This window comes from Photobacterium sanctipauli (genome assembly GCF_003026495.1).
Taxonomy (GTDB): Bacteria; Pseudomonadota; Gammaproteobacteria; order Enterobacterales; family Vibrionaceae; genus Photobacterium; species Photobacterium sanctipauli.
This window is the reverse complement of sequence record NZ_PYMA01000012.1, coordinates 43971-58648: the sequence shown is the minus strand read 5'-3', so window position 1 is coordinate 58648 and position 14678 is coordinate 43971. Positions and strand designations below refer to the sequence as shown.

At 46.3% G+C, this 14678-nt stretch carries 12 protein-coding genes; 3 read left to right on the top strand and 9 right to left on the bottom strand.

What is annotated here, in order from left to right; translation table 11 throughout:
• Positions 1-4: 4 nt before the first annotated feature.
• The 5 genes from zwf to C9I98_RS17440 form a co-directional block, all read right to left on the bottom strand.
• On the bottom strand, positions 5-1504 hold the full coding sequence (zwf, locus tag C9I98_RS17460) for a glucose-6-phosphate dehydrogenase (RefSeq protein ID WP_036822048.1): 1500 nt from the start codon (positions 1502-1504) through the stop codon (positions 5-7).
• A 219-nt stretch (positions 1505-1723) separates the two neighbouring features.
• Positions 1724-3316, bottom strand: a complete 1593-nt coding sequence (locus tag C9I98_RS17455; RefSeq protein WP_036822050.1) for an ABC transporter ATP-binding protein — start codon at positions 3314-3316, stop codon at positions 1724-1726.
• Between the two features lie 3 nt (positions 3317-3319).
• A complete protein-coding gene (locus tag C9I98_RS17450; RefSeq protein ID WP_036822052.1) occupies positions 3320-4336 on the bottom strand; it encodes an ABC transporter permease in 1017 nt (338 codons plus the stop codon).
• 5 nt (positions 4337-4341) lie between these two features.
• Complete coding sequence (locus C9I98_RS17445) at positions 4342-5427, bottom strand: microcin C ABC transporter permease YejB (RefSeq protein WP_107272272.1); 1086 nt, start codon at positions 5425-5427, stop codon at positions 4342-4344.
• Positions 5428-5532: 105 nt separating this feature from the next.
• Complete coding sequence (locus C9I98_RS17440; RefSeq protein ID WP_107272271.1) at positions 5533-7347, bottom strand: extracellular solute-binding protein; 1815 nt, start codon at positions 7345-7347, stop codon at positions 5533-5535.
• A gap of 316 nt (positions 7348-7663) precedes the next feature.
• On the opposite strand from C9I98_RS17440, the gene C9I98_RS17435 reads away from it, so the two are divergent.
• The 3 genes from C9I98_RS17435 (at position 7664) to fusA (ending at position 11317) form a co-directional block, all read left to right on the top strand.
• The gene (locus C9I98_RS17435) at positions 7664-7996 is read left to right on the top strand and encodes a PBPRA1643 family SWIM/SEC-C metal-binding motif protein (RefSeq protein ID WP_036821609.1); all 333 of its coding nucleotides are present in this window, start codon (positions 7664-7666) and stop codon (positions 7994-7996) included.
• A 201-nt stretch (positions 7997-8197) separates the two neighbouring features.
• A complete protein-coding gene (locus C9I98_RS17430) occupies positions 8198-8653 on the top strand; it encodes an RNA methyltransferase (RefSeq protein WP_036821614.1) in 456 nt (151 codons plus the stop codon).
• A gap of 582 nt (positions 8654-9235) precedes the next feature.
• Complete coding sequence (gene fusA / locus C9I98_RS17425; RefSeq protein WP_107272270.1) at positions 9236-11317, top strand: elongation factor G; 2082 nt, start codon at positions 9236-9238, stop codon at positions 11315-11317.
• Positions 11318-11403: 86 nt separating this feature from the next.
• Here fusA and C9I98_RS17420 read toward each other — a convergent pair whose 3' ends face one another.
• From C9I98_RS17420 to C9I98_RS17410, 4 genes are all read right to left on the bottom strand, one after another.
• The gene (locus C9I98_RS17420) at positions 11404-12234 is read right to left on the bottom strand and encodes an ATP adenylyltransferase family protein (RefSeq protein WP_275451427.1); all 831 of its coding nucleotides are present in this window, start codon (positions 12232-12234) and stop codon (positions 11404-11406) included.
• A 452-nt stretch (positions 12235-12686) separates the two neighbouring features.
• Entirely contained in the window at positions 12687-13868 is a 1182-nt protein-coding gene (locus C9I98_RS17415; RefSeq protein WP_036818186.1) for an amino acid permease, read from the bottom strand.
• A gap of 128 nt (positions 13869-13996) precedes the next feature.
• Positions 13997-14149, bottom strand: a complete 153-nt coding sequence (locus tag C9I98_RS26555; RefSeq protein ID WP_158262692.1) for a hypothetical protein — start codon at positions 14147-14149, stop codon at positions 13997-13999.
• Between the two features lie 242 nt (positions 14150-14391).
• Positions 14392-14652 carry a hypothetical protein gene (locus tag C9I98_RS17410; RefSeq protein WP_036818188.1) on the bottom strand — a complete coding sequence of 87 codons (261 nt, stop codon included), beginning with the start codon at positions 14650-14652 and terminating at the stop codon, positions 14392-14394.
• Between the last annotated feature and the right edge of the window lie 26 nt (positions 14653-14678).

The window sequence follows — 14678 nt, the reverse complement described above, 5'->3', positions numbered from 1 at the left end:
TTACTTATAGCTCACAGTAATCAGTATTAGTCAGGTTTTTACATGGGAAGCGCCATTCGCGCTTGTCACGAGACAGTAGCTCATCGGCTTCTTTTGGTCCCCATGTACCGGCTGCATAGCCGTATAAATGTTCCGGGTTTTGCTTGTATTGCAAAATAGGCTCAACAAACTTCCAACACGCTTTCACCGCATCGGTACGGGCAAACAAGGTGGCGTCACCTTTCATCGAATCCAACAACAAACGCTCGTAGGCTGTTAGCATGTGGGTTTCTTCCAAGCTTTCGTAATGGAAGTCCATCGATACTTCTTTGGCTTCAAAGCCAGCCCCCGGCTGCTTCAAACCAAAGCTCATCAAGATGCCTTCATCAGGCTGGATGCGGATGATCAACTTGTTTTCCGGGGCATTAGCACCGAACACTGGGTGTGGTGTTTTCTTAAAGTGAATAACCACTTCCGTTACCCGTGTCGGTAGACGCTTACCGGTACGGACATAGAACGGCACACCATTCCAACGCCAGTTATCAATAAACATTTTCAGGCCAACGTAAGTCTCGGTACGTGAGTCTTCTGCCACGCCCGGCTCTTCACGGTAGCCTACAAGGTGATCACCACGTACATCGGATTCAGTGTACTGACCCAATACTAAGTTATTTTGAAGATCATCATTAGAAAGTGGCTGTAAGCTCTGGAACACTTTCATCACTTCGTCACGCATTGAATCGGCATTGATGGCCGCAGGCGGCTCCATGCCTACCATGGCCAATACTTGAAGCAGGTGGTTTTGGAACATGTCGCGTACCGCCCCTGCCCCATCGTAGTATCCACCGCGCTCTTCAACACCGAGGAATTCAGCCGCTGTGATTTCAACATAGTCGATAAAATTACGGTTCCAAAGCGGCTCGAACATGCCGTTAGCAAAACGGAACACCAATAGGTTTTGTACCGTTTCTTTACCTAGGTAGTGGTCGATACGGTAAATCTGGTGTTCTTGAAAGTAGGCATGCAAGTCTTTATCCAGCTGCTCGGCTGTCGCCAGATCGTAGCCAAATGGTTTTTCAACAATCAAACGCTTCCAACCATGACTTTCGTCATTAAGTCCATGGGCGGCGAGGTTTTGCGGAATAACAGAGTATAGGCTTGGTGGTGTTGCTAGGTAGAAGGTGGTGTTGCCTTGGGTATGGTAGATGCTTTCGATTTCGTCAACGCGCTGCTTGAGCTTGGCGTAGTCGTCAACATCTGAGGTGTTAATCGCCTGGTAATGAAGACGTTGACAGAAGGCATCAAGCGTTGCCTCATCCACTTTCTCATTTGCCATTAACGAGGCTTTCATTTTTTGCTGAAATTCCTCGTCAGAGAAAGATGTACGGCTAACCCCAAGAATAGCGAACTCTTCTGACAATAATCCGTTAGCAAAGAGATGATAGAAGGCTGGAATCAACTTGCGATGGGTTAAATCACCCGACGCACCGAAGATGACAATACAATTATTTTCAGGCTTAACCATAATGCTTTCCTACTTGCCTGATTCCATCAGGACAAGTTATTCATTTTATTGATATCGGCAGATAGTATCACTAACTGATAAAAGTGATAGTAGGTTTTACCTATGACAATGATAGGCAAAACCTTAAGCTGGTGAAAGAATAGACAACACCAGTGAGATACGCACAAAAAACACACCAGCAGCGTATATTTAACAATCTTAAAATTCTGGTATTACCAGCTAACAAGATGATAACGATACGAGCTGCTGAGTATATGCCTGTTGCGGCTGGGTGAAAAGTGTCGCGGTTTCGCCATGCTCAACCACCTGTCCCTGGCGAAGCACTAGTGTGTAATGGCACAGTGAACGTACAACATTCAAATCATGGCTAATGAACAAATAGCTAAGGCCGTGCTTTTGCTGCAATGATTTTAGCAAGTCCAGCACTTGTGACTGCACAGTCCTATCCAACGAAGACGTTGGCTCATCCAATAGGATAAACGCTGGCTTCAATACCAACGCCCGCGCAATAGCAATACGTTGTCGTTGCCCTCCCGAAAATTCATTGGGATAACGGTGACGGGTCTGTGGATCTAACTCAACCTCTGCCATCGCATCACAAATCACCTTGTCTTCTTGCTCTGGCGTCAACGTCTTGTGGATTTTCAAGCCTTCACTGATGATTTGCGCCACTGACATCCGCGGGTTCAGTGCCGAAAACGGATCTTGAAACACGACCTGAAGCTTACTGCGGTATGGCAGCATTTCCTTGCGGTTAAGCTTAGAAATATCAATGCCATCAAACTCAATATGCCCTTCACTTTCCAGCAGCTTGAGAATAGCCATACCTGTGGTGGATTTTCCAGACCCACTTTCTCCCACCAACCCGACACTGTGCCCCTTGCGCAAAGTAAAACTTACATCGGTTACCGCTTTGATATGATCTTTAACCCGCTTAAGCACACCGCCTTTGATCGGAAACCAAACCCGCAGATCGTTAACATTGAACATCGGGTCGGCACTCATATCGACAGGAACTGGTTCGCCTTTAGGATCTGAGTTAATCAGCTTTATCGTGTAAGGATCCTGCGGATTATTAAACACCTCATCCTTGGTATTGGTCTCGACTAGCTTGCCCAACTGCATCACCGCGACCCGATCTGCAATTTTGCGGACGATACTCAAATCATGGGTAATAAAGAGCATGGCCATACCGAGCTCTTGTTGAAGCTCTTTAAGCAGATCGAGGATCTGAGCCTGCACCGACACATCAAGTGCAGTGGTTGGTTCGTCGGCAATCAAGAGCTCCGGCTCATTAATCAGTGCCATTGCAATCATGACACGCTGCCGCTCTCCCCCCGATAATTCGTGGGGATAAGATTCCAAGCGTTTTTCAGGGTTACGGATCCCAACTTTTTTTAGCCAATCAAGGGCTTTTTTCTGCGCTTCACGCTGGCGGGTACCACGGTGGATTGCCAACGTCTCGCATAGCTGCCGGCCGATTTTATGGAGTGGGTTCAGTGACATCATCGGCTCTTGGAAAATCATACCGATACGATCACCGCGCATCCGTCGCATCTCGCGCTCGCTACAATTGAGCATATCAATGTTGTCGTACATGATATGGCCCCCCAAATAGCGCGCCGACGACTTAGGTAACAAGCGCAGTATGGCATTTGCAGTCACCGATTTTCCCGAGCCACTTTCACCAACCAGCGCCAATGTTTCCCCGCGATTAATCGCCAGGCTCACATCATGGGTGACCTGATTCGTCCCGTTGCCGTTTTGAAACCCTACCGATAGGTTTTCGATGGTTAGAATTGCTTTAGCCATAACTTATCTCTGATGGTGAGGGTCAAACGCATCACGTACTGCTTCACCGACAAACACCAGTAAGCTCAACATGATAGACAGAATTACAAAAGCAGAAAGCCCCAGCCAAGGTGCCTGCAGGTTGGTTTTCCCTTGTGCCAGCAATTCACCCAATGAAGGCGAGCCAGCTGGCAAACCGAAGCCGAGGAAATCAAGCGAAGTTAAGGTCGTTACCGAGCCGCTAAGAATAAATGGCATCATGGTCAATGACGCAACCATGGCATTGGGTAACATATGCCGCAGCATGATACGGCCATCGCCTACCCCAAGCGCTTGGGCGGCACGAACATAGTCGAAGTTGCGGCAACGCAGGAATTCAGCCCGAACAACGCCCACCAGGCCCATCCAACTAAAGAGCACCATAATACCGAGCAACCACCAGAAATTGGGCTCCACGAAACTTGATAAGATAATCAGCAAGAACAGTGTTGGCATCCCCGACCAAACTTCAATAAATCGCTGACCGAACAGATCGACCCAACCGCCGTAGTAGCCCTGACAGGCGCCAACAATGACACCTATAATGGTGGAAATGATTGTGAGGGCAAAGCCGAATAATACAGAAACACGAAATCCGTAGATGATACGCGCCAGTACGTCTCGCCCTTTATCATCGGTTCCCAACCAGTTCACACTGTCTGGCGGCGATGGCGCAGGGCCAGATAGGTTGTAGTTAATGGTGTCGTAACTAAAACGGATGATCGGCCAGATCATGTAACCTTCCGCCTCGATCAAATCGACCACGTAGGGATCGGTATAATCCGCCTCGGCATCAAACTCGCCACCAAATTCTGTCTCGGAATACTGCTCAACAATCGGGAAATACCAGTTCGACTGGAAGTTGATCACCAATGGCTTATCATTGGCGATGATTTCCGCAAACAGGCTTACAAAGAATAAAATCGAAAAAATCCAAAGCGACCAGTAACCCCGCTTGTGGGCGGTAAATCGGTTCCAACGCTCCTTCGTCAATGGATTCATTTTCACTAGCGCGCCTCAAAATCAATACGAGGATCCACCAAGGTATAGGTGATATCCGAAATAATGTTCAACAACAAACCCAACAACGTCATGATATAGAGCGAGCTAAATACCACAGGGTAATCACGCTGAATCGTTGACTCAAACCCCAGTAAGCCAATGCCCTCTAGCGAAAACATCACCTCAATGAGCATGGCGCCGGTGAAGAAAATACTGATAAACGCCGCGGGGAAGCCGGCAATAATGATCAACATGGCGTTACGAAAGACATGGCGATAAAGAATGCTTCGCTCATCCAAGCCTTTCGCGCGGGCAGTCACCACATACTGCTTATTGATTTCGTCCAAGAATGAGTTTTTTGTCAGCATGGTTAACGTGGCAAAACCACCGATCACCATCGCCAAGATAGGCAGAGCCAAGTGCCAGAAGTAGTCAACAACCTGCTGGAACAGGGTCATTTCATCAAAGTTTGACGACACCAAGCCGCGCAATGGGAACCAACTGAAGTAGTTACCGCTGGCAAAGAAGATGATCAGCAAAATGGCGAATAGAAAGCCCGGAATCGCGTAGCCGACAATCACAACCGCACTACTCCAAACATCAAACCGCGAGCCGTGCTTAATGGCCTTGGCTATCCCCAATGGGATTGACACCAAATAAATAATCAAGGTACTCCACAGTCCCAGTGAAATTGAGACTGGCAAACGGTCGATAATCAAATCAATGACATTACCGCCTTTGAACAAGCTTTCACCAAAGTTGAAGGTGGCATAGTTCTTCAACATATCGAAATAGCGCTCGTGCATGGGCTTATCGAAGCCAAATTGTTTCTTAATGGCTTCGACAACTTCAGGATCCAACCCCCGAGAGCCACGGTAGCCAGTGCCGTTATCAGAAGGCTCAAGACTGCCAACCTCCTGCCCTCCACCAGTAAAGCGCTCCATGATGCCCGAGCTATGGCCTTCAAGTTGTGCGACAGCTTGCTCAACCGGACCACCAGGCGCGATCTGGATAACGAAGAAGTTGATGGTGATGATCGCCCACAGTGTCGGGATCACCAATAACAGTCGGCGGATAATATATGCGGACATAATTCCTTTGCCTAAACAACACCCATAAGGGCTAATAAAAAGAAGGTCGTAATAACAGACCGACCTTCTTTAATTTAGTTTCTTTATTTTAGTCAGTCACTTCCGTTAGCGACGCTTCTCAGGCAACTTCGCTGCCTTCTCAGGGTCTATCCACCATGTGTCTTTGCCCAAAGAAAACTTAGGGCGTAACTCAGGTCGGGAAAACTTATCCCAGCTCGCTACCCGGAATTTACTGATGTGCCATTGGGGGATAACAAAGAAGTTCCACTGCAGCACCCGATCCAACGCACGGCCAAGATCTAACAGCTTTTCAGGATCTTCCTGGCTGTTGGCAATCTGCTCAGTCAGGTAATCAATAGATGGGTCTTTCACCCCAGCCGTGTTGTAAGTGCTGTCGATAAAGTTACTGTTCCAAGCAATTAGCAAGTTCGGGCTCGGGTATGGGTTTGCACCGTAGCCTGCCGACACCATATCGAAATCACGATCTCGTAGTCGCTTAATGTACTGGGTGGTGTCCACTGTGCGCAAACGCATGTCGATGCCCAATAACTTCAGGTTCTTCTGAACCGGAATAGCCAAGCGCTCAGTCGTTGGGCTGTACATCAAGAGTTCAAAACTAAAGGCCTCGCCTGTTTCAACATTGGTCATCACCTTGTTCTGTACTTCCCAGCCCGCCTCTTTCATCAAGGCAAGCGCTTTACGAAGTTGAACACGGATACGGCCACTACCGTCGGTTACCGGTGGTTCATAGGTTTCGGTGAACACACGAGGCGGCACTTTATCCTTGATAGGATCAAGTACGGCTAATTCACCCTTAGAAGGTAAACCTGTTGCCTCATATTCTGTGTTCTGGAAATAACTGCGGGTTCGGTTGTACTGGCTGTAAAACAGGCTCTTGTTCATCCACTCGAAATCCATCGCATAAGACAATGCCTCACGCACTTTTGGATCGCTGAAATAGCTACTTTCCGTATTAAAGACGAAAGCCTGCATTGATTGCGGAATTTGGTGCGGGATCTCTTCCTTTATAATGTAGCCTTTATCAAAATTACTTCCTTGGTACATGGTCGCCCAAAACTTGGCGACGTTTTCTTCACGGATGTCGTACTCCCCTGCTTTGAAGGCTTCAAGGGTAACGGTTTCATCACGGTAGTAATCGTATTTGATGTTTTTAAAGTTGTTGCGGCCAACGTTAACGGGTAGATCCTTCGCCCAGTAGTCGTCTACCAAGGTATAGGTGACACTTTGTCCCGGCTTATAAGTTGAAATTTTATAAGCACTGCTACCCAGTGGTGGTGTATTCAAAGGCTCGCTAAGGTTCTTATCCTGCCAAAAATGCGCTGGCAGAACATTCATGCCCTGCACTAAAGCGAGTAGCACCTCACGGTTTGGCGTTGTCATTTCAATACGGGCGGTTAGCGGCGACTTTGCCGTTACCGATTTAACGTCTTTAAAATAGACTTTGTACTGTGCCACCCCTTGGGTCATAAACTTATCGAAGGTGAAAGCCACATCAGACGCCTTGATTGGTTCACCATCATGGAAGCGGGCTTTAGGGTTGATATCCACTTCCATCCAGCTGTAATCGTCAGCGTAGCGTACTTTTTCTGCAATGAGTGGGTAATAACTGTCGATTTCATCGCTTGAAGGTACAAACAAGGTATCGTAAATCGTTTCGCTACCCGCGGCAGAGACACCACGGGAGGCATAACGGTTAAAACTATCGAACGTCCCTACCTGGGCATAGGTGACTTGCCCGCCTTTTGGGGCTTTTGGATTGACATAATCGAAGTGGTTAAAGTCGCTAGCATATTTAGCTTCACCAAAACCGACTAATGATGTGGCTTCTATCACCTCTGCGGCATTGATAGAACCTGAGACCAATAACATCATCACGGTTGATGATATGCGCTTCATCATCTGCGCCTCCCTGCTAACACTTATCAAGAAAATTTAAGGTTTTCATTATTCTACGATAGGACACTAATAAGGATTCAACAACCACTCAATAGTATGGTGGTGAACCTGTGATCCTTAATCAGTTATAAGCGGCACGCATGCCTAAATCTTCAGCAATGCATTTCTACGCAAGCAATCAGAGGGATACCGTTTCTACTTGAAGTTTGAGTTGAGGATAAAAGCCGCTTGCAGCCATATACGTAAGCCGCTAATATCGCGTGCTTTCGCGCGAGCGATCCCGATTTTCAGTACTACATTCACGATATAGGATAAACAGATGTCTAAGTTCTTCTATAAAGGCCGCATCGAAAAGAAACCAAAGCACGAGAGCTATGGCTACAACACCAAGCAGGCCAAGAAGCTTGGAACTGAAGTTAACCCGCTACAACTTGTTGTGAACAGTGAAGAGAAAAAAGCAGAAGTTGAAGCCCTGCTGGAACAGCATGGTATTTTTGCGAGCATTACTGTGAATAGCGAAGCCGAAGAGAACCTTGTTGAGCTAGACACTCTCGTTAACAAGCCGAAGACCACTGTATTCGACAAAACACCGAACCGTAACGACCCATGTTCTTGTGGCAGCGGTAAGAAATACAAAAAATGCTGCGGCTAATCGACCGCACTCATCGACACTTTTGCCAGTAAGCATTTGCTTGCTGGCAACTTCTTACTCCCTTCATCTTTTCCCTCCTTTATATAGCAGCACATTTAACAGTCACTAACAGGCCACAACGCGTAACTGGGATTACAACTGCACATTTACGTTAAAATCCGTATAATCGCGCCTCGTTGTAAGTTTGATAATGAAGGCGATATGAGCAAAGGCTACTCCTGTGTTGGGCTATTTAACCCAAAAACCCCAGAAAATGTTGGTTCAGTTATGCGTGCCGCTGGCTGCTACGGGGTCAACTCCGTGTTTTATACTGGCACAAGATATGACCTTGCGAAGAAGTTCTGCACCGATACCAAGAACATGTATCTAGACATCCCGCTGATTGGTGTACAGGATCTAAAAGATATCATCCCTCACGATTGTGTACCCGTTGCCGTTGATTTGATTGAAGGTGCCAAGCCGCTACCAGACTACAAGCACCCGAAGCGGGCCTTCTATATTTTTGGCCCGGAAGACAATACGTTAAAAAAAGAGATCACTGATTTCTGCCGCGAGACTATCTACGTACCTACCAACGGCTGCATGAACCTTGCCGCTGCCGTTAACGTCATCCTTTACGATCGCATGGCTAAGGGCGAAAATTTTTCAAATCACTAGCCAAAGTACGAGCTAAGTAAAGAGCGATTTCGTCCAGGCTATGGTTTAAACATCGCTATGAAGGCATCGAGCACCTCGGTGCCTTTATTTTATTTGGCTTACCCGTTTCCCTAGCCAAATCAAACTACCTACGCTCCTCGCCACACTTTTGGTTAAACCCGTCATTACATTTACTGGTGGTTCAGAGGGTAGGAAAAAGCCCCTTGGTGCTGATAACTGCTTGCGAAGGCAATTTAACCTCACGAACTGGTAGCCCTAAGCGATAACGACTAGACTTAACCCGATTTAGCCAATTACGTTCATAATTCCAAGCGATGCATGGAGGAATTTAGTGATCGAGCCCAACTTTTTGGACTCTGCCTGAGATGTTGGTACGACATTTGCCGTTATTAAGGCGGTAATTTGTGCTAATGTCGGTCTCCTCCTGTGGGATTATTAAGCATTTGAGCTTTAAATCTTGAAAAGACGGAGCAAAAACAAGCAAATGTTCATTTTATCTTAAATGACCTATGTAATGTTTGCTGGAATCAGTGATATACTCCCCCACCGAATAGTGACAGTAATTGTTTATAGAGAAAAACAATGGCAGATTTATCTAAATACAGAAACATTGGTATTTTCGCGCACGTTGATGCGGGTAAAACCACTACTACTGAGCGTATCCTTAAGCTTACTGGTCAGATCCACAAGACTGGTGAAGTACACGACGGCGAATCAACTACTGACTTCATGGAGCAGGAAGCTGAGCGTGGTATTACAATCCAGTCTGCAGCAGTTAGCTGTTTCTGGAACAACCACCGCCTAAACGTTATCGATACTCCGGGACACGTTGACTTCACAGTTGAAGTATACCGTTCTCTTAAAGTTCTTGACGGTGGTATCGGTGTATTCTGTGGTTCTGGTGGTGTTGAGCCTCAGTCAGAAACTAACTGGCGTTACGCTAACGAATCAGAAGTATCTCGTCTGATCTTCGTTAACAAACTAGACCGCATGGGTGCAGATTTCTTCAACGTTGTTGACCAAGTTAAGAACGTTCTAGGTGCTACTCCACTAGTTATGGTTCTACCAATCGGTCGTGAAGACGACTTCGTTGGTGTTGTTGACCTACTAAGCCGTAAAGCATACGTTTGGGACGAAACTGGTCTTCCAGAAAACTACGAAATCAAAGATGTTCCTGCGGACATGGTTGACGACGTTGAAGCTTACCGTGAAGAGCTAATCGAAACTGCTGTTGAGCAAGACGATGACCTAATGGAAGCTTACATGGAAGGTGAAGAGCCTTCTATCGAAGACATCAAGCGTTGTATCCGTAAAGGTACTCGTGATATCGCGTTCTTCCCAACATACTGTGGTTCTGCATTCAAAAACAAAGGTATGCAGCTTATCCTTGATGCTGTTGTAGATTACCTACCAGCACCAACAGAAGTAGATCCTCAGCCGCTAACAGATCCAGAAACTGGTGAGCCAACTGGTGAAGTTGCTACAGTATCTGCTGATGAGCCACTAAAAGCGCTTGCGTTCAAAATCATGGACGACCGTTTCGGTGCACTAACGTTCATCCGTATCTACTCTGGCCGCATGAAGAAGGGTGACACTATCCTTAACTCTGCGACAGGTAAAACTGAGCGTATCGGCCGTATGGTTGAGATGCAGGCAGATGACCGTAACGAGCTTACTGAAGCACAAGCTGGTGACATCATCGCTGTTGTTGGTATGAAGAACGTTCAAACTGGTCACACTCTATGTGATGTTAAGCACGAATGTACTCTTGAGCCAATGATCTTCCCAGAACCAGTAATCTCGATTGCTGTTACACCTAAAGACAAAGGTGGTTCTGAGAAAATGGGTATCGCGATCGGTAAAATGGTTGCAGAAGATCCATCTTTCCAGGTTGAGACTGACGAAGATTCAGGTGAAACTATCCTGAAAGGTATGGGTGAACTTCACCTAGACATCAAGGTAGACATCCTTAAGCGTACTTACGGTGTAGACCTAATCGTTGGTCAGCCACAGGTTGCTTACCGTGAAACTATCACACAAGCAATCGAAGACAGCTACACGCACAAGAAGCAGTCTGGTGGTTCTGGTCAGTTCGGTAAGATCGACTACCGCATCAAGCCAGGTGAGCCAAACTCAGGCTTCACGTTCTCTTCAACTGTTGTTGGTGGTAACGTACCTAAAGAATTCTGGCCTGCAATCGAGAAAGGTTTTGCTGGCATGATGGACACTGGTGTTCTAGCTGGTTTCCCTGTTCTTGACGTTGAAGTTGAACTATTCGACGGTGGCTTCCACGCAGTCGATTCATCTGCAGTAGCATTCGAAATCGCAGCGAAAGGTGCATTCCGTCAGTCTATGCCTAAAGCAGGTGCTCAGCTTCTTGAGCCAATCATGCACGTTGACGTGTTCACTCCAGAAGACCACGTTGGTGACGTAATCGGTGACCTTAACCGTCGTCGCGGTATGATCAAAGATCAGCAAGCTGGTACTACTGGCGTACGTATCAAGGCTGATGTACCTCTATCAGAAATGTTCGGTTACATCGGTACTCTACGTACTATGACTTCTGGTCGTGGTCAGTTCTCTATGGAGTTCTCACACTACGCACCATGTCCAGCAAACGTTGCTGAAGCAGTAATCGAAGCAGCTAAAGAAGAGAAGAAGTAATTCTTTCTTAATCTCTAGTTGATATAACCCCAACAATGAAAATTGTTGGGGTTATTTTTTATCTAACTTCGGGTGGAAATCCACCACTACCCTTCCTGCCTTTCCACACAGTCTTTCAAGTAGTTCATCAAGCCATACTTGGTTAGCCATGCTAACTGCTCCGGTCGTTTCACCAAAAAACGTCCGGTAAAATTGAATCCATTGGCAAACACACCTTCGATATTGTTTCGGCTTCGGGGCAAGACCAACATCCACCGCTTGGTCAGCAGCAAATTATAAGGCTCGCACTCCTTACCGACATGCTGACTCATCTCCAGCCTATCAACCGCATCCAAATAGCATTGGTAGAGATACCCAGCATCCTGTTCAGTCTCAAACAGATATAAACAGTGTTTGAAAGGCAGCTCACCTGATGCAATAACTGATTCTAGCGGTATGCCTGTTTGAACCAGTTGCATGTGGCGATGTGTTTGGCTTGCTCCTGCATCGGGGCCGCTATTAAAAAATCCAAGCGATGAATCTGACTTTAAACCAAGCAGCCACGCTGCAAAGTCACTTCGCTCAAGCAAGGCTGATTGTGGTACAAACGTTTTACTGCATATCAACAAGTGGGGCGACAGCACCGGAAATTTGTTGAGAAGACATACATGATGATCACCGGCCTCGGCAACATAGAGGGCGGGTTCATAAGGTAGAAATGGGTTTGCAGGTATCTTATCCAATGGTGATCGTTGTGGCGTGGCTATCGGCTTACTTTGAGCATTAGCCGATAAGGTATGAACAAGATAATTAACCCCATTCTCGGCAATGGTGATAGCTTCAGTCGCGATGGGCAACAGGGCACCGTCCTCTAACGCCTTCTGTGTAACAAAGTTTGCTGTTTGCCAAAACATATTCGGCTCCCTACTCTTCTTAATCCTGCTTTGCCCGGCATAAAGGCCTGCATTCAGCCTCTACTAATTTAAGCATATGTGAATGATTCTATTGTTGAAGAGCAACACATTAAGCAATGTTTCTAGCCCAGCGCTCTATACCTGTTTGCTCACTTCGGTATACCTACAGCCACTGTAAACTATTATTGACAAAACATGACGATTTTAGCGATATTGCTATTTCCCCCTTCGCTAGCCCCAAATTAAGAAAGTTTGTATTATCTATGCCATTGGAAACACTGCTTAATCCTATTCCCTGGTGAACTTAGCACCAGAAGTACTCCAAAGCAGTTTGAAATCTTTGTTTGGTCGCTAAGGTTTCTATAGCAATTTTGTTTGGTCGCAACTTGCTACTCCAACCTAGAGCTTTGCTCAAAATAAAAGGCGTTCACCTTACGGTAAACGCCTTTTAGTCATGCGTGGAGTTTAGATAAAACTTAGATAAGCTCAGCCACCAGCAAGAAGCAACCAAATAAGAAGCTTAACCCCATTGCCATCTGGCCACCGCCGACTTGGTAAACGGTCCCTGTTGTGTCAACCACTGCATTTTCGTCAAACAGCTTGTCACCACGTAGCTTGATCGTCATCGCCATTGGAATAAACACGGCCAAGAACACCAAAATAATACCCGCAGAACCCAGCACCGACAGGAACTTATCGGCAGCTGCCAGTGCGCCGACTAATGGCAGTACAAAAGTTAGCGCATATGTAACGGCTTTATTTTGCTTAAATGCATCTGCGTTTTGATCAAACAGTGCCATCGCAACACCTAGGAATGAAGTCAGCAATGCCATGCCGGTAAATACCGACAGAACGAAGTTAATCATGCTGTGGTTTGAACCAAGTGCGGCAATTAACTCAGAAACATTATGGAGTTGCAGCATCTGCTCTGCGCTCAAGTTGCCAATCGCTGCGTATAGCCATAGCAAGTAGCTGAACAGTGGGATCAGCGAGCCAACAACCACCATGGTTTGAAGCTGTTTATGTGTCGCTTCTTTGTTGTAGGTGACAAGGGATGGGATCACCACCATAAAACCAAAACTCGTGAATAGCACAGAACTGGTTTTGATAAGATCGATTTTGCTGTCGCTGGTTGCTATCAGCAAGTTCTCAGCAGAAATCGATGGCACTAGTGAGAATAGCGTGATCAGCAACATCACCACCATAATCGCAAACAAAGCACGGTTAATTTTATCAATCACACCAGTACCAGCAGCAACAACCAGGCCAGCCAATAGAGTAAATGCAATTTGTGCTTGCATCATACTGACTTCTACACCAATGCCATCGAGCAACTTAACCACTAAGTCGCCAGCTCCAATGATGTAGGCCATTAACAGACAAACCAACAGTGCATATAGCAAACCGTTGGTAATCGCCTGCCCACCCTTGCCTAGGGTTTTACGGGCAATGGTGTTCATACCGAGGCCACCACCGGCTTTGATACTCGCTTCAAGCAACAATAATGCTGCGTAAGTTGTACCAAGCCAGATGACGAGCATCAATAATGTCCCCCAGACAAGGCCGAACTGGGCCAAAACCATAGGGATTGCCAACATACCGGCACCAAGCGCGGTACCTGCGATAATAAGAGAGCTTCCAAGAAGTTTAAGATTCACAATATTTACTCGAGATAAACTCTATCCGCCATCGCGCCCTAGCCTATCGCTCAAACGCTACGCCAATAGATAATAAAAAGAATGAGTTATTTGATTTCAAACACAATTACCAACAAAGGTAACAGTGATTAATAGCGAGAAGTGCTAAATCGAAATGCGGCAAAATAGCCGAAATACTGAGAATCAGAAGATTGGGAAAGAGAAAGCGGGTTGTTAGCATTGAGATGTGCGCAAACATCCGTTGCCAGCGGCAGCATTTGCCCCTGCAGTAGAATGGTCATTTATTGTACTCCAAATACACAATATTTCCCTAAATTTTCAGCAACCTTCCGTTGATTGCCCTGATTTTGTTTGGTCATGGAGCAACTTATATTGCATAGCACTTAACCTCAACCACCAAAAATGAAATCTTTGTTTTCGAATTTGATGCGCATTGATTTATACCAGTTATAAAAAAGCCCTTTAGTGGCATAAAACCATTAAAGGGCTCAATAGATTGACGTTTTTTGCTTATTGAATACGGTTACGACGTTACTGCAATACCGACTTTAGAAGCAATCAGCGTAAGCTTGTTAAATGACGTTGGATATACACTGATTGTGCTACCGTCATCAAACTGAAGGCCATCGTAAAAGTTGGCTCCCCACTTCACGCGTGTAAATCTGGCATAGCGTGCTTTGCTATAGACTTCCTCAAGGGCATTCACTGCACCTTGCTTTTTTACCTGCTCTAAAATTGCTGGGCTTAATAACTTCTCCGCCACTGACTTGGCTGTCGCAGTCATCCCTGTCTCCGTATTACTCAACTATT

What these genes read in the sequence shown, in the direction of transcription:
- C9I98_RS17445 (WP_107272272.1), bottom strand. Translation starts at nt 5,427, where the DNA reads ATGTCCGCATATATTATCCGCCGACTGTTATTGGTGATCCCGACACTG.
- C9I98_RS17440 (WP_107272271.1), bottom strand. Translation starts at nt 7,347, where the DNA reads ATGATGAAGCGCATATCATCAACCGTGATGATGTTATTGGTCTCAGGT.
- C9I98_RS17410 (WP_036818188.1), bottom strand. Translation starts at nt 14,652, where the DNA reads ATGACTGCGACAGCCAAGTCAGTGGCGGAGAAGTTATTAAGCCCAGCA.
- C9I98_RS17435 (WP_036821609.1), top strand. Translation starts at nt 7,664, where the DNA reads ATGTCTAAGTTCTTCTATAAAGGCCGCATCGAAAAGAAACCAAAGCAC.
- C9I98_RS17430 (WP_036821614.1), top strand. Translation starts at nt 8,198, where the DNA reads ATGAGCAAAGGCTACTCCTGTGTTGGGCTATTTAACCCAAAAACCCCA.
- C9I98_RS26555 (WP_158262692.1), bottom strand. Translation starts at nt 14,149, where the DNA reads ATGACCATTCTACTGCAGGGGCAAATGCTGCCGCTGGCAACGGATGTT.
- zwf (WP_036822048.1), bottom strand. Translation starts at nt 1,504, where the DNA reads ATGGTTAAGCCTGAAAATAATTGTATTGTCATCTTCGGTGCGTCGGGT.
- C9I98_RS17450 (WP_036822052.1), bottom strand. Translation starts at nt 4,336, where the DNA reads ATGAATCCATTGACGAAGGAGCGTTGGAACCGATTTACCGCCCACAAG.
- fusA (WP_107272270.1), top strand. Translation starts at nt 9,236, where the DNA reads ATGGCAGATTTATCTAAATACAGAAACATTGGTATTTTCGCGCACGTT.
- C9I98_RS17455 (WP_036822050.1), bottom strand. Translation starts at nt 3,316, where the DNA reads ATGGCTAAAGCAATTCTAACCATCGAAAACCTATCGGTAGGGTTTCAA.